Source organism: Paenibacillus herberti, assembly GCF_002233675.1.
GTDB classification, from domain to species: Bacteria; Bacillota; Bacilli; order Paenibacillales; family Paenibacillaceae; genus Paenibacillus_O; species Paenibacillus_O herberti.
The window spans coordinates 1085940-1105118 of record NZ_NMUQ01000001.1; the positions used below are offsets into that span (position 1 = coordinate 1085940).

17 protein-coding genes are annotated in these 19179 nt (G+C 49.9%); 16 read left to right on the forward strand and 1 reads right to left on the reverse strand.

Going from position 1 to position 19179, the window contains the following annotated elements:
- The first annotated feature begins 157 nt into the window (after positions 1-157).
- The 16 genes from CGZ75_RS05010 to CGZ75_RS05085 all read left to right on the forward strand — a co-directional run bounded on the left by CGZ75_RS05010 (position 158) and on the right by CGZ75_RS05085 (position 17498).
- On the forward strand, positions 158-1399 hold the full coding sequence (locus tag CGZ75_RS05010) for an MFS transporter (RefSeq protein WP_245850705.1): 1242 nt from the start codon (positions 158-160) through the stop codon (positions 1397-1399).
- Between the two features lie 212 nt (positions 1400-1611).
- Positions 1612-2175: a signal peptidase I gene (gene lepB / locus CGZ75_RS05015; protein ID WP_089523153.1), complete on the forward strand. Its 564-nt coding sequence runs from the start codon at positions 1612-1614 to the stop codon at positions 2173-2175.
- A 182-nt stretch (positions 2176-2357) separates the two neighbouring features.
- Positions 2358-3395 (forward strand): DUF4184 family protein, encoded by a 1038-nt coding sequence (locus CGZ75_RS05020; protein ID WP_089523154.1) that lies wholly within the window; start codon positions 2358-2360, stop codon positions 3393-3395.
- Between the two features lie 143 nt (positions 3396-3538).
- Positions 3539-5002: a sensor histidine kinase gene (locus CGZ75_RS05025; RefSeq protein ID WP_089523155.1), complete on the forward strand. Its 1464-nt coding sequence runs from the start codon at positions 3539-3541 to the stop codon at positions 5000-5002.
- Entirely contained in the window at positions 4999-5691 is a 693-nt protein-coding gene (locus CGZ75_RS05030) for a response regulator transcription factor (RefSeq protein WP_089523156.1), read from the forward strand. The genes CGZ75_RS05025 and CGZ75_RS05030 overlap by 4 nt, the downstream gene beginning before the upstream one ends.
- 96 nt (positions 5692-5787) lie before the next feature.
- Complete coding sequence (locus CGZ75_RS05035) at positions 5788-8958, forward strand: efflux RND transporter permease subunit (protein WP_089523157.1); 3171 nt, start codon at positions 5788-5790, stop codon at positions 8956-8958.
- A 185-nt stretch (positions 8959-9143) separates the two neighbouring features.
- Positions 9144-9857, forward strand: a complete 714-nt coding sequence (locus tag CGZ75_RS05040; RefSeq protein ID WP_089523158.1) for a GntR family transcriptional regulator — start codon at positions 9144-9146, stop codon at positions 9855-9857.
- 173 nt (positions 9858-10030) lie between these two features.
- On the forward strand, positions 10031-10624 hold the full coding sequence (locus CGZ75_RS05045; protein ID WP_089523159.1) for a hypothetical protein: 594 nt from the start codon (positions 10031-10033) through the stop codon (positions 10622-10624).
- 190 nt (positions 10625-10814) lie between these two features.
- Entirely contained in the window at positions 10815-12017 is a 1203-nt protein-coding gene (locus CGZ75_RS05050) for an extracellular solute-binding protein (protein WP_089523160.1), read from the forward strand.
- 19 nt (positions 12018-12036) lie between these two features.
- Positions 12037-12897: an ABC transporter permease gene (locus CGZ75_RS05055; RefSeq protein ID WP_176444677.1), complete on the forward strand. Its 861-nt coding sequence runs from the start codon at positions 12037-12039 to the stop codon at positions 12895-12897.
- Positions 12894-13748: an ABC transporter permease gene (locus CGZ75_RS05060; protein ID WP_217900045.1), complete on the forward strand. Its 855-nt coding sequence runs from the start codon at positions 12894-12896 to the stop codon at positions 13746-13748. Before CGZ75_RS05055 ends, CGZ75_RS05060 begins: the two co-directional genes overlap by 4 nt.
- A 2-nt stretch (positions 13749-13750) precedes the next feature.
- Positions 13751-14800: an ABC transporter ATP-binding protein gene (locus CGZ75_RS05065; RefSeq protein WP_176444678.1), complete on the forward strand. Its 1050-nt coding sequence runs from the start codon at positions 13751-13753 to the stop codon at positions 14798-14800.
- Positions 14801-14812: 12 nt separating this feature from the next.
- The gene (locus CGZ75_RS05070) at positions 14813-16240 is read left to right on the forward strand and encodes a hypothetical protein (protein ID WP_141136668.1); all 1428 of its coding nucleotides are present in this window, start codon (positions 14813-14815) and stop codon (positions 16238-16240) included.
- 252 nt (positions 16241-16492) lie between these two features.
- A complete protein-coding gene (locus tag CGZ75_RS05075; RefSeq protein ID WP_089523164.1) occupies positions 16493-16804 on the forward strand; it encodes a YbjQ family protein in 312 nt (103 codons plus the stop codon).
- Positions 16804-17190, forward strand: a complete 387-nt coding sequence (locus tag CGZ75_RS05080) for a DnaJ family domain-containing protein (RefSeq protein ID WP_089523165.1) — start codon at positions 16804-16806, stop codon at positions 17188-17190. The genes CGZ75_RS05075 and CGZ75_RS05080 overlap by 1 nt, the downstream gene beginning before the upstream one ends.
- Positions 17187-17498 carry a rhodanese-like domain-containing protein gene (locus CGZ75_RS05085; protein WP_089523166.1) on the forward strand — a complete coding sequence of 104 codons (312 nt, stop codon included), beginning with the start codon at positions 17187-17189 and terminating at the stop codon, positions 17496-17498. Before CGZ75_RS05080 ends, CGZ75_RS05085 begins: the two co-directional genes overlap by 4 nt.
- Positions 17499-17716: 218 nt before the next feature.
- Here CGZ75_RS05085 and CGZ75_RS05090 read toward each other — a convergent pair whose 3' ends face one another.
- Positions 17717-19165: a sensor domain-containing diguanylate cyclase gene (locus CGZ75_RS05090; protein ID WP_089523167.1), complete on the reverse strand. Its 1449-nt coding sequence runs from the start codon at positions 19163-19165 to the stop codon at positions 17717-17719.
- Positions 19166-19179 lie beyond the last annotated feature (14 nt).

Consider the following 19179-nt stretch of genomic DNA (forward strand, 5'->3'; position numbering starts at 1 on the left):
TTCTCCGTCTTCCACAGTCGAGAAATCGCATACAAAGACAGCAAAATAGGATAACGAAAAGGGATGTACAGATGGGGCATGATCGCGGATAATGTGGTTGAAGCTTCTATTAGAAGCAGGAGACCTAGATTAATCGACGAAGCGAAGGTGCCTTAACGTGGAAACAGAAGGACGACCGAACCGAGCGCGTTTATTGAAGTTCGGCATGGTTATGAGTCCAAGAGTCTGGCTCAATGCGCGGATTGACCTCGCCGCATCAGTTCTGTTCAGTTTGTTCAATGTTGTTATCAATCAGTTTTTCATCCCTTTTGCGCTCAAGCAGGGGGCAACCTACACCCAAGCGGGTCTGCTAGCTGCAGCGCCTGCGTTAGGACTCATTTTATCGCCGTTTTGGGCAGGACTGGTCGAGAGAGTCGGCCGCCCCAAGCCGTTTGTCGTTATTCCCAATTTAATCGGGCGACTTCTGATCTTTTTACCAGCACTGTTTCCGCATCCTGAGGTTTATGTTATAACTGCCTTTGTTTTTCATTTTCTGATGGGCATTCAAGCTCCAGCTTATGCGGCTCTCATTCCAAAAGTATACCCACCGGATCTGCGCGGCAGGCTGATGGGATATGTACGGATGGCATCTGGCTTGGTGATGATTCCGATGTCTTATGCAGTTGGTTTCTGGGCTGAATCATCCGGTCCATCGGGACCTTTGATCGCCGCTTCTATAATGGGGGCAGTTTCCATCCTGCTTTTTGATACGATGAAGCTTCGCAAAGAGCCACGCCGCCAGATTTCCCCTCCGCGCTTCAATCTGCGCAATCAATGGGATCTGGTGCGGAGCAATCGGCCGCTCGCCGTATTTCTCGGAGCGACGATGTTCGCAGGTTTCGGCAACATGTTTGCGAATCCCCTTTATCAGATCATGCAAGTGTCGGTGCTGGGGCTTTCCAATACGGAGATCGGTTTGACGCGTGTCGCTTACTTTACGGCGCTTCTGCTCACTTATCTGATTGCTGGCAGGCTTCTGGATCGCTTTGATATTCGCTATACATTGCTGGCAGGTATTGCCGCTTATGCGATTGTGCCGATGATTTACGGGTTAGGAGGCACTTTCTCAGCAGTCATTGCCGGGAATCTGATCCAAGGAATCGGAGAGGCGATCTGGGATATCGGCATTCTCGCCTTTATATTCCGGCTCGCGCCGGGTAGGGAAGGGATCGTGTTTTCGATCCATCTCATGCTGTTTGGCATCCGGGGGACAATCGGACCACTGCTCAGCACGGGCTTGTCGGAGCATCTATCGCTCACCTGGATGCTGCTTGCCGCATCGGCTTGCGGCTGGATCGGTACGTTGCTATTCGTAGCGGGTTCTCGCAAAAGTTCCGCCGCAGCCGCCGCGGCAGATTGACCTCAAATCCGGAAGCGTCGGCCTACGCTTAATAGAAAAACTACGTTCTCGCCGAAGTCCGGTCCTTTCCAGGCCGGGCTTTTTCGTTACCATTATCGCTCTGTTCACCGACTATTTGCTATTATGGATGCATTGGGGAACTTTTACAGAATGTAGTTCGTCTAGAGGTTAATGAACCTATCGCCGCAGGCGCGGCCAGAAAAGGAGCCGAAATGAATACCGAGCCTGAACAAGTTCATCCCGACCAGGGTAGAAAAAAACAACGCCTGCTTCCAAAAGGAGCCGAAACGGTGGTTATGCTCCTCATGGCCATCCTGCTTTCCTTGTTAGTGCAGCAGTATGCCTTTGCGCAAACTGAGGTGCACAATATTAGCATGCAGTCGACGCTGAGCGAAGGACAGAGGTTGCTGGAAAACAAGTTGGCCTACCGCTTCTCCTCCCCGCAGCGAGGGGATATCGCGATCATCAGCGGACCGGAGAGCGAGCTCCGACTTGTTAAACGAATCGTGGCGCTCCCCGGTGAAAATGTGACGATAGATGGGGGCAAGCTGTTTATCAACGGCAAGCCGCTTGACGAGCCCTATGCTACAGGGAAGACGTATCCACTGACGCTTAGGCTGCCTTTTACCGTCCCGGAAGGTCATGTATTCGTACTTGGTGATAACCGAGAAAATAGCACGGACAGCCGCGAACTTGGTCCAGTACGGATTAGCAGCCTGGAGGGGAAAATCATTTTCCGGCTCTGGCCGATGAACAAACTGGGCACGGTGCATTAAAGGTTTTCACACGCCTGGCACAGTCCATTAAAGTTCGTTCACAAGCTCAGCATATACGTCAACGTTCGTTAACCATCTCTACAACCGTACCTTAACATTTACCAGCCCGCTCAGCTTTCTCATTTTAAATTGCTACACAGTAGCCCGCACCATCATCAACAAGCACCAAGAAGGAGGGTTTCATGCCGTTTACGTTTTCCCATCCCTTATTCGCCGCTCCGCTTAACAAGATGGTGCCACGGCTTAGCATTATGGGGCTTGCGCTTGGAAGTATGGCCCCGGATATGGAATATTTCATCGCTATGGAGCCTTATCGCTCGATCGGACATGAATGGCAAGGTTTCCTATTGCTTGGATTGCCACTGAGCATCGCCTGCTCCGCCGCTTTCTACAGTGTGCTGGCGCCGCTTTTACCTCGTTTATTGCCCGCTACAGGATCGCTGGATCGTTATGCGGCTGACAGACTTAGTAAAACTAGACTGCGAGCGCCTGCTTCTGTCTCCGCTTGGGGCTGGTTCCTGCTCTCCCTCTACATCGGTTTTCTGTCCCATTTGTTCATGGACGGAATGACCCATACTAACGGGTGGCTCGTGGTCCGCAACACGGAGCTGATGTATGAGCGAACGGCTGGTCTGCCGACCTACAAATGGCTCCAGTATTTGTTCTCGCTGCTGGGACTGCTCGTTTATGCGATTTGGTTGGCTTTCGACTATGGCCGCTGGCGCCGAGCGAGGCCTAAAGCTGCGCAAGCTGTCTCATCCGCACTTGCTTCCTTCGAGCCTTCAGCCTTCAGCAGCCATCGACCGCTTGCCAAGTTATCCCTTTGGTTTTGCGCAACAAGTGTAGGTTTGATTTTGCTGGCTCCGAAAATAATGTTCAGCGAGCATCCGGATAATTTGGTGCTTTGGCTCGTAGCGGGCTTAAGCTCAGCGCTGTTTGGATTTTTCTCGGCGGGATTGCTACTGAACACTCCAGGCGAAGGTCGCTTTGTACGGGCTGTCGGGTTGTTGCTGCTGCTTGTGTTCGCCGCCTTATTCAAAGCTTCTGCTATTGTGCGCGAAGCGACATCATCCCCTTATGAAGCGGGGCCAATTGGTCTCTGGATCGGCTATATATGGGTCTTCTCTATTCTCGTCTGGACGCTGTCATTCAGCGGCAAACGTCGTCAATATGCAGCGATCCAACCGGTGAATGGAAGCTCACCACAGCGTCAAGTTTAATCGGGATTCTTATGAATCCCGATTTTTTGTTTTTTGTCTTAAACAGTTTATACTTTTGTAAGAATTGCGTCTGCTTTGGTTTATAACTCTAATCTACAATGAGTTTAGCATTAAGCCATGGCTGAAGCGGAGGGAGGTAGCCGATGTCGATTCGCCTGAGACTGCTTCTGTCCTACATTGGAATGGCAGCCGTGCCTGTTGTGATCATCGGGGTGATGTCGATACTTGTCATTTATCTGCTCGGGTACAAAGATTTACGGGATTTTTTCGAAGAGAACAAGGGCAAGACAGACCGTCAACAAGTGCTGCTTGGGGAATTGTGGTATGTGCTCCACCAAGATTCAGACAAGCTGCTGGAAGCTCCCTATGTGAAGGATCTCGACAACCGGCTGGAGTCGGTAGGCAGCGGATTCGTAGTTACTCTGCCAGGCGATCGGCTTTATGTCTCGAAGCTGGCCCAGGACAATGGAGTGCCAAGGACGTGGTTTTCCGAGCATAAAAACGTTTCCGAGGACAGAATCGTGAACGGATTTTCCTATAAGGTCGTAACCGTCGATTTCAAAAGTTCTGACGGCACGCCGGCAGAAGCGGCTCTAATTTATCGCAAAGACGAAATTGCCGTGGTTTGGAGACCGCTTGCCGCGATCGCTCCGCTGCTGATCTTCGCGTTCGTAAGCATGTTCATGACCTATATCGTTTCACGCAGCATTACTCGTCCGCTGTCCACGCTGCGCGATGCAGCTCTTTCCCTCAAAGAAGGAAATTTGGAGCCAGTGCCGCTGCCAAGATCACGCAACGAGATTGGCGAGGTGGGCATCGCGTTTGAGGAGATGCGGCTTAGGCTCAAAGCGACAATTATGCAGATGCAGCAGTACGAAGAGAATCGAAAAATGCTCCTATCCCACATTTCGCATGACCTCAAGACCCCAATTACGGCCATCAAAGGTTACGTAGAAGGGATCATGGAAGGCGTGGCCAACACGCCGGAAAAGCAGGAGAAGTATATGCGTACGATTTACAGCAAGGCGGATGGAATGAACCGACTTATTGACGAATTGTTCCTCTACTCCAAGCTGGATTTGCACAAGGAGGAATTTCATTTCCTTAACATGGATTTACGCGCATTCTTGAGGCACTATATGGAAGATCAACAGTTCGAGATGGAGAAAAAGGGAATCGAGTTACAAGTAAAAACGGGTGCTGCTGCTTTGCTTGTGCAAGCGGATGCTGAGAAGCTGAGCCGTGTGCTTGGTAATATGCTCGATAATAGTGCCAAGTATATGAATGTAGACAAAGCGGCGCTTGGAAAATCTTCTTGTATTATGGTGAATCTCGATGCAGTGGATGGCTTCGCCCGGTTGACGCTCGAAGACAACGGGCCGGGCATTGAGCAGCAGGATTTGCCGTATCTGTTCGATCACTTTTATCGGGCAGAGCTGTCCCGCAGCTCGGAAACAGGTGGAAGCGGACTCGGGCTTGCCATCGTTCGCCAAATTGTTGAAGAGCACGGAGGCAGGGTCAGCGCAACCAATCGCCCCCAGGGCGGAGCATCGTTTGAGATCCTCTTGCCGCTTGCGAATGGACTGAGGAGGGAGGATAGCCGGTGAAAAGAATTCTAATAATTGAAGACGAAAGCTCAATTGCCGAGCTGCAGCGCGACTATTTGGAAAGCTACGGTTTCTTGGCTGATATTGAACATCGTGGAGACCTTGGCCTGCAAAAAGCGCTTCGTGAACCTTATGACCTAATCGTACTCGACGTCATGCTGCCCTATACGGATGGATTCGAAATTTGCCGGCGAATCCGTCAGGAGAAAAATGTGCCGATCCTCATGATTACCGCTCGCAAAGAGGATATCGACAAAATTCGTGGTCTCGGCCTTGGTGCCGATGATTATATGACCAAGCCTTTTAGCCCCGGTGAGATGGTCGCACGTGTCAAAGCTCACTTGAGCCGTTATGACCGCCTTACCGGGCAAAAGATGGCAGGAGGCCAAGAGCAAATTCGCGTTCGGGGGCTGCATATCGACAAATCCGCGCATCAGGTCACAGTGAACGGCGAGGAGAAAAACCTGACCAACAAGGAGTTTGAGCTGATCCAGCTGTTAGCCTCTCATCCGGGAAAGGTTTACAGCAAAGAGGAGCTGTTCGAGCGGGTATGGGGATTGGAGTCGCTGGGCGATATTGCAACGGTAACGGTCCATATCCGTCGGCTCCGAGAGAAAATTGAAGATTCCCCCTCGGAGCCGAAATATATCGAGACTGTATGGGGAATTGGGTACCGGCTCAAGGCGTAGGCAAAGCTTGCGTGAGCTTAACGAGAGGTGTAAGGCGGCCAGACCGGCTGCAGTACCTATAGATGAGATGAATAGAGAGAAGGAGTGGATGTTAGCTTGAAAAGCATCATTAATTTTTCCTTAAATAACAAGTTTGCTCTCTGGATTATGACAGTCATTATCCTGTTCGGAGGGATCTACGCCGGAACGAGCATGAAGATGGAGACGATGCCGGATATCACCATCCCGATTGTTAGCGTGACGACGGTTTATCCCGGCGCATCTCCAGAAGAAATTATGAGTGAAGTCACGTTACCGATTGAGCAAGCTACGAGGAATCTCGATGGAGTGAATAACGTTTCGTCCACTTCGATGGAGAATGCCTCCTCCATTGTCATCGAGTACAATTATAAAAAAGATATGGAAAAGGCACAGGACGAGGTGCGCGAGGCACTTGATGCGCTGAACCTCAAGGAAGGCGTGCAGGATCCGTCCGTATCGCGCATCAGTTTGAACGCATTCCCGGTTATGTCTCTCAGCGTCTCCAGTGACACCGAGAACCTTGCTGAGCTGACGACTACGGTTGAGAACAGTATTTTGCCGGAGCTGAAGTCCCTTGAAGGCGTCGCTTCCGTGCAAATTTCCGGCCAGAACGTTAGAGAGGCCGAACTGAGCTACAAAACCGATGAGTTGGCCAAATACGGCCTGACAGCGGAATCCGTGCAGAACGCGGTCAAAGCTGCGGCTATCAACGCACCGCTGGGCATTTTCCCATTCGGCGATACGGATAAATCCGTCGTAGTTGATGGACGCGTGTTGAATGAAGCGGATCTGCTCAATATTGAAATTCCACTTATGCCATCTGGTGCCGGCGGCGCAGTAGGAGCTGGCGGAGCAGCAGGCGCTGGTGGTGAAGCAGGAACTGGCGGCGCAGCAGGAGCCGGCGGAGCAGCAGGAGCTGGCGGAGCAGCTGGAGCGGGAGGGCTCAAGCTCCCAACGGTGAAGCTTAGCCAAGTTGCTGATGTCCAGGTGCTTGACAAAGCGGAATCCATTTCCCGCACCAATGGCAAAGACGCAATCGGCCTCTCCATCGTCAAATCCGCCGATGCAAACACAGTTGATGTAGCCGATGCGGTTACAGAGCGTCTGGCCGAGCTGACCAAAGAGCATAAAGGCATGAGCTCAGATATCACACTCGACCAAGGCGAGCCAATTAAGGATTCTGTCGAGACGATGCTTTCCAAAGCTATTCTTGGCGCAGCCTTTGCTATATTCATCATTCTGTTGTTCCTGCGTGACCTGCGGTCAACAATCATTGCGGTTGTATCCATTCCGCTGTCGCTGCTGATTGCCGTACTGCTTTTGAATCAAATGGATATCACGCTTAACATCATGACACTCGGTGCTATGACAGTGGCGATTGGACGGGTCGTGGATGACTCGATTGTCGTCATCGAGAACATATACCGACGCATGGCCAAGTCCGATGAGCAGTTGAAGGGCAAGGAGCTCATTCTGCACTCGACGCGTGAAATGTTCGTGCCGATTCTTTCCTCGACAATTGTCACGATCGCTGTTTTCCTACCGCTTGGGTTGGTTACAGGTCCGATCGGAGAGATTTTCTTACCGTTTGCTCTGACGATCGTATTTGCCCTGTCGGCTTCTCTGGTAGTAGCTATCACGGTTGTGCCGATGCTGGCGCATATGATGTTCCGCAAAGGGCTCAAAGGCACGAAGCATGAAGACAAACCAAGCCGTTTGGGCAATAGCTACAAGCGCATCCTGAACTGGACGCTCGACCATAAAGGAATTTCCTCCTTAGTAGCGATCCTGATGCTCGTGGGCAGCCTCTTCTTATTCCCGCTCATTGGCGTGAGTTATATCCCTAGCAGCGGTGATAATTCCATGATCATCACCTATAACCCGGCACCAGGCGAGAAGCTGGAGGATGTCGAAAAATACGCGCTGGACGCAGAGAAAAAGCTGCTTAAGCGCAAAGGTGTAGAAATCGTGCAATACTCGGTTGGCGGTAGCAACCCGATGAATCCGGGAGCCAGCAAACAAGCGCTGTTTAACATGCGCTACTCGGCAGATTTCAAAAACTTCGATGCAGAGAAGGAAGCTGTTCTCAAGCTGGTGCAAGAAAGTGGCAGCAAAGGAGAATGGAAGCAGCAGGACTTCACTGGCGGCGGCCTTGGCGGCAGCGGCCTGACCATTACGGCTTATGGTCCGGATATGAAATCACTTGAACCGGTTGTTAAAGACTTGGAAGCTAAGCTGAAGCCAGTTAAAAACCTGACCAAGCTCGAAACGAGCTTGTCGGAAACTTACGAGCAGTATCGCATCGTTGCCGATACGAAAAAGCTCAGTGAAAATGGGCTTTCCGCCGGACAGCTGGCGATGGCAATGAGCCCGGTTCGTGAGCGTCCGCTTTTGACAACGATTGAGAAAGACGGGGAAAAGCTTAACGTTTATATTAAAACGGAGTCCCGCACCTATACGGATAAAGCGTCTCTCGAAAATACACCGATTGTGACGCCTCTCGGCACGACCGTGAAGCTGTCCGATGTGGCTACGATCGAGGAAGGTACTTCCCCCAATACAATTACTCGTCAAGGTGATCGGATCTATGCCGAAGTTACGGCAGAAGTTACGTCCAGTGATATCAGCAAAGCATCTCGCGACGTGCAAGCTGTTATCGATGAGATGAAACTGCCTGACAATGTCGATGTAGAAATGGGCGGCGTAACTGCGGATATTAATGAATCGTTTACTCAGCTTGGACTCGCGATTCTCGCGGCGATTGCAGTTGTTTACCTCGTACTCGTCATCACCTTCGGCGGTGCACTGACACCGCTGGCAATTCTGTTCTCGCTGCCATTCACCGTTATCGGCGCTCTCGTCGGTCTGTTGATTGCCGGAGAAACCGTCAGCATCACGGCTCTGATTGGTATACTGATGTTGATTGGTATCGTCGTTACGAACGCGATTGTGCTTATCGACCGCGTTATCCACATGGAGCGTGAAGGTCTGACTGTGCGAGAGTCGCTGCTTGAAGCAGCAGGTACACGCCTTCGTCCGATTCTGATGACCGCTCTGGCGACGGTCGGCGCTCTATTGCCGCTTGCTTTCGGCTTTGAGTCCGGTGGTCTGATTTCCAAAGGTCTAGGCGTTACAGTTATCGGCGGTCTCACGAGCTCCACGCTGCTGACACTGTTCATCGTACCGATTGTGTATGAATTCATGAACCGCCGCCGCGCTAAGCGTGAGCGTGTTGTGAAATTGTAATCGTTTGATAAAGAGCGCCTTAGAAGCAGATTTGTCTGCTTCTAAGGCGCTTTTATTTAATGTCTAAAAGCCAAGTTGCCCTCCTGGGTCGCTTGGCTTCCGTTTTTTTCATCAATGAGGTCTAGACATGTTATAGTAACCCTATCCGACGTTTAGCCTAATGACTGAAGGAGGGTGATTCATCCATGTCTCCGCGTTATATGCAAATCAAGAATGAATTAGAGGATCAGATTAACCGGGGAATACTGCCTGCAGGATACCGTTTTCCATCGGAGCTGGAGATGGCGGCCAAATTCGGCGTGAGTCGAGAAACGTTCCGCACCGCCGTCAAACGTCTTGAAGAAGAAGGAAAAGTCCGAGTTCAGCACGGAGTCGGCACATTTGTCATTCGTCAATTGGACCATGTTCCCAGCAATTTAACACGTCTGCAGTCTACGAGCGAAATGCTCCAAGCAGCCGGGAGGCAAGAGAGCGATCAGCATCAGTCGGTGTTATACGGTGAATGCAAGGAAGAGTGGGCTTCAATTCTCAACATTGGAATTGGTGATCCTGTAATCATCCTGGAAAGAGACCGGACTGCCAATGGTGAACCTGTAATGTCTTCCATTTATATTTTGCCGCGATCGATTGTGGGCAATGCCTTCGATAACACATCCTTCAGCGGGTCCCTTCTTCATTTTTTGGAACAGAAGCTTGGTATCTTTGTGAAAAAAAGCCAGACGGAGATAAAAGTGCCGCAACAGGCAGATCCGCATGTAAAAGTATTAATGGTTAGGCCGAGTACTACGGTGCTGCTCATGAAGCAAACCCATTATGATGAGAATAATTTTCCGATCTTTTATGCGTATGATTACTTCCGCAATGATGTCTTTCAGTTCTGGGTTGATCGTGTTCGGTAGCATCATTCATATTTGCTCGCATCCTCCTACTTCGTAGGGGGATTTTTACATTTATGGTGCGATGGATGTTTCTAAACTATTATCCTATCGGTACAATTGCCAGAGTCCGTTTATCTGTCTTCTTAATACTATGTTTGTAGAAAGACCTTTATCATTTTATAGGAGGAATTTAGATGGATTATGAACAAGTTCAAATTAGCAATTTTCAAGGTTCGAAAGTGGGTGTTATTCTGATTCTCTTTATTTTGCTGGTCATTATTACCTGCGCCTTTCCAACCGGTCAGAGGAACAATTGTAGGAATAATGTGCCGGACTTCGTGCCGGACTTCGTGCCGGACGATGATTCGAACATTCTAGCCACGCGTACTTTCAATATTATTAATAACACGACCAGTCGCACCTTCGTTTTCATATCGAGCTCGAGACCCGAGGTAACTCCTACCCCAAGCGCCGTTATGTCTCCCGGTGGTGGATTTAACCAGTACGAGTTACGGGTTGTAGAAAGTGGAGTTTATCGGGTTACAATCCGTTACGATGTGCGCAATGTAAATGGTGCTAGTGTGGGGAGCTTCCAATTCAGACTTAACACAAGAAGATCAGGTTTAGGTGGCATTTCGACCAGTATTGATGAAGTCAGCACCACTGCAACAGGGATCAATTGGAGCATAAATGGCACGACTCTGACAATCACTCAATTAGGCGCTACTATAGATCCAGTAGAATATCCGTGTGAAGATTACAGAGGGTGTAATCAGATTCTGTGCTAAGTCAAAAACCACTTTTCATGTTTAAATGAGAAGTGGTTTTTTCTGATGTCTAGACATGTTAGCGAATTCTTAACATACGTTTGATATCAAGCAAACAATTCACCTTCATAGTGAAGAAGTTGGAAGTCTAGACAACTACTGGATAGGGCTTACAACGGAACATCTGCATATTCCGAGGAGGGTCAAAAAAATGAAACGTAATTTACTCCAAGTCATGCTCGCTAGTGCAACGGTGGCCGCATTGGTAACTGGCTGCGGCGCGAATGGAACAAATTCCAGCAGCAACGAATCTCCTGCAACAAGTACAAGCCCGGAAGCTGCAACTAAAGTGAAGATGAAGCTTAATCTTGCAACAGCCGGCGACACGAATATGACCGAGCTGCAAGAGAAAAACGTCATTCCAGAATTGGAAAAGTTGTATCCGGATGCAGATGTGAATGTGGTTGGCACAGGTCCCGGAGACGCAGGTTCACAGAAGATTTTTGAAAAATTGAAAGCCCAGAAGGATGCCGGCAAAAAGGAATGGGATATCGACATCGCCATCGTTCACCAAAGCGTGATGAAATCGATGATCGAGAACGATTTGCTGGAGCAATGGGTGCCTCAGTCCGCTAATAAAGATGCGGTCGTATCGGCAGACAGTAAAAACAGCCTTGGCACAAACGTGGATGGTTATGTCGTTCCGCTTTATCACAGCCAAGTCGCAATCGCCTATAACCCAGAAAAAGTGAAGGCAGCTCCACAAAATTTCGATGAGCTTGAGCAATGGATCACAGCCAATCCAAAACGATTTGGATATAACGGCATTAAAAATGGCATGAGCGGAGTAGCTTTTGCAACCGCATACACTTATGCCAAAAGTGGCGATTACAAGACTTTGACCGAAGGACCTTATGATGCAGAACTGGAGAAAAAGTGGCCTGCAATCATGAAACAGTTGAAGTCTCTGCCTGTAACTTATACTAACGGTAATAACGGTACGCTTGATATGCTCAACCGTGGCGAAATCGACATGGGGCCAGTATGGGTCGATATGTTTTATCAATGGATTGCTGACGGCCGTCTGAACCCTGATCTTGCACTCAAAGTTCCAGAGCCGGGTCTTCCAGGACAGCCGTTGTATGTTGTCATTCCAAAGCAGGCCAAAAACAAAGAAGCTGCGCTCAAATATGCCGATTTCCTGACTTCACCCGAAATCCAGGCCAAAGTCATCGTAGAAGCTTATAGCTGGTACCCAGGCATTAATGCCGAGGCTGTTCTGCCTAAAGTAAGCGAAGAAGGTAAACAAAAGCTGTTCAAATACGTTACTGCGGAAGACTTGAACCAGCGCGGTCAGTCGCTGCCGATTGGCGATTACTTCAAAAACTTGCAGGCTGCTTACGAGAAAAATTAATGCCGGGAGGATGGAGATTGTGCCCAATCTAAGCGCAGCTTCCAAAGGAAATAACACGTCCCATTCCATCTTCCGCTGGCTGGCTGGGGTTATTATGATAGCCCCGGCTACTCTCATCGTTATTGGTTTATTCTTATATCCGTTCATGGGCTCCCTAGTAGGGAGCTTTCGGAATGAGAGTAAAGAGTGGACGCTGGACAATTACTTTTATGTGCTGGAAACCTATCATATGGACCTTTTGTTCACGATTGCGATTTGCTTAATCAGCCTTGTACTCGTGCTTGCATTGGCTTCATTATTAGCCGGCTGGCTGCGACTTAAGGCAGATCCATTCGTTGAGTTTTTGTTTAAAATACCGCTTTTTGTGCCGTTTGTCGTTGTTGGCCATGCGATGCGTGTGTTCCTGGCGCCACATGGAACGATGAACTCGCTGCTTGCTTCAACCGGATTATTTAATCCCGACAGCATGCCTGGTGTTGCCTTTTCCACATTAGGACTGATCGCTGCACTGGTTTGGAAAAACATCGGATTGACTCTACTGCTCGTAATGGGGGCTTTTCGCGGAATTAACTCCAGCTATCTTGAAGCTGCCCGTAATTCCGGAGCCGGAAGTTTCCGCTTGATCAAGGATATGATGATTCCGATGTCATGGGGTACGATCAGCGTTGCAGGTATTTTAACATTTACGTCGATGATCGGGAATTTCTCAATTCCTGCCATGCTCGGAGATGGCGGCGGCAGCCAGATGCTGATGATCGATCTGTATTACGAGCTTATTTATCGCCAGGATGCTGGAGCAGCCAATGCGCTTGGCGTTATATCGTATATCGCTTCCATGGGCGCTGCGATCTACTACGTGAAGAAGGTGGCTAAGTCATGAGCGCTGGCGTGGAATTAAAACAAGCGGGTACGCCCGCTCCGGGATTCACCGGCAGCATTGGCCGTATGATCATGCGCTTTGTCATTTATGCCTTCTCCATTTTCCTCATTATGGGGCCAATTTCAAGCTTGATTATCTGGTCTTTTGCCGAAAAGTGGTATTGGCCGCATACGTTGCCCCAGGAATGGGGGATGAAATATTGGGCGAGAGTGCTGGAGGGGAAAATGGCGGAGTCGCTTTCGCTCAGCTTCGGCATCGCGCTGCTTGTCACCTTCGTTTGCATTCTGTTATGTGTGCCGCTGTCCTATTTGATAGCCCGCTACCGGATTCCCGCTAAATCGTTGCTACTGCTTATTTTTTTACTGCCGCAGGCTTTCCCGCAGCTTCCGGTATTCACGAATGCGATGGAGATCATGTATAGATGGGATCTTGTTGGCACGCTGACAGGGGTGACCTTGATCCATCTTGTAGGCGCGTTGGTATTTTCTGTTTGGACGATGGTTTCGGTGTTTCAAAGCATCTCCGTTTCCCTGGAAGAGGCGGCTATTAATCTCGGTTCTTCACGCGTTAGGACCTTCTTTACGATCACGCTGCCTATAGCATTACCAGGTATTATCGCGTCTTCCTTGTTAGTGTTTCTCTATTCTCTGGATGAATTCACCGGAAGCCTGTTGATCGGCTCGCCTTTTATAACGACCATGCCGGTGTATATGTACAATTCCGCTATGGGTTATGAAATGCAGACTGCGTCGGTCACGGGACTGTTGCTTATGATTCCAGGCATCATCCTGTTGTTACTCATGCAGCGTTTTATGAAATCCGAATATATGGCAGCTTTTGGGAGGGGATGACAATGGACATTCGCTTAGATCAGGTATCCAAGCAATATGGCAATAGCAGCGGTATCGAAAATATTACCCTCTCCTTGCCGCAAGGAGGGTTTACGGCAATCGTCGGCCCGAGCGGCTGCGGCAAAACGACCCTGCTGCGGGCGTTAGCCGGATTTCATGATATTGATTCCGGCACGATGCGCTTTGGTGATCGCGATGTAACAAAGGCGCCATCTCGTGATCGGGGGGCCACGATGGTTTTTCAAAACTATGCGTTATGGCCCCATATGTCGGTGTTTGATAATGTTGCGTATGGGCTGAAGCTGCGTAAAATGAGCCGGGCGATAATCGAGCAAAAAGTCCATGACGTACTGACGCGGGTCGAAATTCCGACTCATGATATTAAATCCCGCAAACCTCAGCATTATTCGGGAGGCCAGCAGCAGCGGATCGCTCTAGCTAGAGCGCTAGTTATCGAGCCGAATTTGCTGTTAATGGATGAGCCGCTTTCCAACTTGGACGCTAAGGTCCGCTCTCGCTTGCGGGTGGAGATTCGAGCGATCCAACAATCGTTTGGAATTACCGCGTTATATGTGACTCATGATCAGGAAGAGGCATTATCGATGGCCGACTATGTGGTCATTATGAAGGATGGCCGGATCGAGCAGGTCGGTAAACCACAGGAAGTTTATTATCAGCCGCAAACACTGTTCGCCGCTCAATTTTTAGGGGAGAGCCACACATTGAAGGTCATGAAAGACGGCAAACCGATGCAACTTGTGCTCCGCTCGGAAAATATCCGTCTTCAGCCGGATCAGATTCCGGCGCAGTTGTACAGCGAATATCCCGCCGTTGCCTTTGGGGATGGCTGTTACAGCTTCCATGCGGAAATCGGCGCCCCGCTGTTTATCGGCTCCACTTACCGCTATATGGCTACGGTGCAAGGACAAACCTTTTTTGTCGACGCCGAACAGCTTTATCCACCTGGAACTTACCTCGCCACAATTCCGGCCGAACGGGCCTACTGGTTCGAAAACGGTGAAAAAGCGGATACTTTTTCACAGGTCATATAAAAAGGAGAGAAGATGATGAACAAAAAGACGGGTTTTCGCAAATGGCTGCCGCTCGGACTGGCAGCTGGAATCGCATGGACAGGATTATCGCTGCCTGGAGGCGCTGCCGCGAACGCAAATGAGGTTTCCAATACAACTGTGACAACAAACGCCGCAAGTTACGCAACCCCAGCGGGAGTGGAGGCTCATTATCAAGCGGTTGCCGATCGTTTTGCTCCCGTCATTTATCAAAATGTCCGGAAAAAAGGCGTATTTCGCGCGGGGTATCTGGACAACTACAACTACAAAATCTATGCCGATTATTTGACCAAGGTCAATTACGACGGGGATTGGAATGGCAGCAATAACTGGCAGAACCTGGACGCGAACAAAGACCAGCTTGGCGCTTACGTTTATTATGATGTGAAAGAAACGGAAACGCATTATTATATCGGTTACTACACGTATTATCCGATGGATGATGCTGGAGCAGATGGCGACCGTCATGAGAACGATATGGAAGGTGTGCTCGTCGTTGTGCGCAAAGGCGCGGAAAATGACGGGATGGGCGTACCGATGCTCGTTGTGCTGGAAGGCCACGGCAAACTGTATCAATATCGGGTCGACGGAGCCGGCAGCGCCGTTCAGAACAGCGGCGACGATATCGACGGGACGATCCGCATGCGCGGTTCACATCCGGAAGTGTTTGCAACGAGTAACGGCGGCACGCCAGATATCGGTTCGTTCGGACATAACATCAAAAAATGGGATGCGCCTTTCAACAGTGATTTTACAAATGCCCAGAACTTCGGCGGTATTGAGTACATCGTGGGTACAGACGCACAGATTCATAACAATGACACGATTTACAATGCCTACAATAACGGCGGATTACCAGTTGGCAACTACAGCAAAGTGACGTATAAAGCGATTCCGATTTCCGAGCTGTGGGACAAACGATTAGAGATCGGTACGGATAAGTTATTCGGGGTATTCGGCAGAATTAACGGCGACGATGGAGCGGGAGAGCATGCCGCCAACGCTCCATGGAACTGGGGTTATCGCCCGGAAGCTGGCTTGGCGACAGGACTGATCTTCTACGATCCGGCTAGGCTGATCCAATATATGCTGACTAACTTGGGCAACTATTCGCTCCGTTATGTGAAGCGGGACGGCAGCGGCAACAATTTGCCGGGCGTGTATCTTTATGAGCATCCAAACGGAGAAGGGCGCATGCAGCACATCGTTTCAAATGTTGGCGATCTGCGTCAGGGACTTGTAGGCGATGATTCCATTACCTCCGTGAAGGTCATCGGAGCGAATTATCAAACTGTGCTATGCGCTGACCTGCTATTCCAAGGTGCTTTCTCCAGCAATATTATGACCGAGGGTTTAACGAATCTGAGTTACGGCCCGATGGACAACAAGGCGACTTCGGTCATGGTGAACGTGCTACCTTAATAGACATTTTCTCAAAAGCTAAAGATAACTCCTGCGCAAGTGGGAGTTATTTTTTTTTGTAGACTTAGTAAAACATAGGCTTGCTCCAAATTAAGCTGGAATAATAAAGATTTTGAAACGATGAAACAACGGTATATTCAGTCGAATGATTTCAATGCCTCGCTAAAAGTTGAAGAGGGCACTTGCTGGCGGTAAAATAGATGAAGAGCGCTCCCTTAAGGGTGCGTCGCAGCTACCCAAGGAGGGTTCCACATGTTAATCACGACCACACCTACTGTTGAAGGACGACCGGTTCGAGAATATGTCGGCATCGTAAACGGTGAAGTCATTATGGGAGCAAATGTCGTGCGTGATTTCCTGGCATCCATCACGGATGTGATAGGCGGTCGCTCCAATGCTTACGAAGAGAAGCTCAAAGAGTCGAGAGACCTCGCGCTTGAGGAGATGCGCCGTCAGGCATCCAGCATGGGCGCCAATGCGATTGTTGGTGTGGACCTGGGCTACGAGGTAATACGGGATGGCATGCTGATGGTAACTTGCATCGGGACTGCAGTTATCCTCTAATGGATTTTCTGTACCGAATCGCGGAGGAGAAAATTCGCGAGGCGATGGAGCGAGGGGAGCTATGCGATTTAAAGGGGAAGGGCAAGCCGCTTGAGCTTGATGATCTGTCTCATGTTCCGGAGGAGCTGCGTGCAGGTTATCGATTGCTCAAAAATGCCGGAATGGTGCCAGAGGAAGTTCAGCTTTCTCGGGATATTTCCAGCCTGAACGGCTTGCTTGCGCTGTGCGGGGACGAGGGGGAGCATCGCAGCTTGCAAAAGGAGCTGTCGGTGAAGCGACTCAGGCTGCAGTCGCTTTCAGGCTCGCGCGGCTGGGATCACTTGACCTCTTACGCGGAATATGGACATAAAATTCGAGAGAAGCTGGAAGGGGATACATCTAAGTGAACAAAGTTCAAAGCACAGAAGAACTACTAATTAGACTACAGCAAGGTGAAAAAATCAATTTGGTTGATGTCCGTGAGGACGAGGAATGGGAGGAAGGACATATTCCTGAGGCTCGTCATGTAGCGCTTTCTCGCCTTCAGGAAAGCATGGACGAGCTTCAGGCGGACAGCGGTACGATCTGGCTGATCTGTCGTAGTGGTGCACGCAGCGGCAGAGCCAGCGATTATTTGAACGCAATGGGATACGACGCGGTCAACGTCGAGGGCGGCATGCTCGCCTGGGCAGGCGAGGTAGCGCAAGGTCGCTAAAGCCAGCCTGACGGTGCTACATTGAGCCGTTTTACTTGACAACTACCCTGTCATGAACTCTAATAGATGAGTTTTTCTACTTCTTGCACAAAGAAGCCTTCCATCCCAGTACATAACAGCTGGGATGGAAGGCTTTTCTACGTTGAATGAGCTGATAACGTTGATAGCTTCTACGTCTGATGAATTGTACGAGTTGCAATTCTGTACCTTTAATCGATTTAAATCATAGCGGAGCTGTAGGCAGTAACGCAATTGCGGCCGTTCTCCTTGGAGCTATAAAGAGCTTGATCGGCCTGTTTTACAAGTATTTCAGCCTCTGCCATCCGATTGGCCGATTTGGATTGTGGATTTTGGGTGGAGGTGCCAATGCTCAGAGTTATATAAGGAGCTGCAGGCGAAAATTCGTGAACAATCGCTGCTTTCTCCACAGCAGCGCGGATAACCTCTGCTGCGTGCAGGGTTTGGGAATGGTCCATATCCGGGAGCAGTACGGCGAACTCCTCTCCTCCATAACGGGCGGCGGTTGCCGTAGAGGAAGGCAGGCTATCCTCAATTAGCCGAGCTGTCTGCTTCAGTACTCGGTCGCCCATCTGATGACCGTAATGGTCATTGTAGGCTTTGAAACAATCGATGTCGAGCAGCAGCAGACTGAACGGCTGTGCGGATGCCTCGGATTCTTGCAGCTGCTTGGCCAGCAGCTCATCAAATCGTCTGCGGTTGGCTATGCCGGTCAAGCCATCCAACTGCGACAGTCGGTAGAGCTCGTCATTGAGCGTATACAATTCCTCCCTCGATTGCAGCAGCTCCTTCTGATGTTTTGCCAAACGGATGTACAGCCTATTTACCTCATAAACAATCGCACAGATGATAATAAACGCCGAGACTAGCGAGTTGACACGTGCCATGTACCAGCCAAGTGAATAACGTGAACCGGCGAAAATAGTTAATGTCACATCAAGCGAAACAGCCAGCACTGCGACAGTAAGCCACAGATTGAGCACGGTTCGCCCCTGCTTGACAGCCCAGAGCAGCAAGGCGGCCGAGATATTAAGAAGCCAAACGAGCGGCCCCACGATATGTGTCATAAGCTTCGTGAAGCGGCCCTGGTCAACGAGTACCGGCAAACTGTCCTGGAAAAACAATGTAATAGCTGTTGTGATCAACACTAACAGCAGTACAGCGACGCACATCGCAGCGGCAGCCCAAGTACTGGAGCTGTTTACAGGTTTATTTTTCTCAAACTGCCCAGCTAGCAAATAGGAGAGAATGCCGATTGGAAAGCCAACATGCCAAGTGACCCATAACCAGACAGCAGTCTGGCTGCCTGCTCCGAGCAATCCCTCCACACTGAATACACCGGGGAAGGTCAAAATATGGGGAATGATGATCAGGCCTGTGAACAAGTAGGTTGCTGCCAGGAAGAGAATCGAGAGATTGCCTGCTGCCCGGTACTGGCTGAACAGCATATGAGCCGTGAGCAGGTCGGCGAACAGAAACCAAGCGATAAATGCCGGCAGAAAAGCCTGGATTGTGATCAAGCGCTGGTCGCCAAACGGCAACACGCTGAGAGAAACGGCGATAATCAGGATGGCGGCTAAGAGGGCAGCGCCAGCTTGTTTGCGGGTGGATGGAATTTGCAGCAATTGATCGGTCATTTTGTCAATCATTGGGTAGCTCCTTC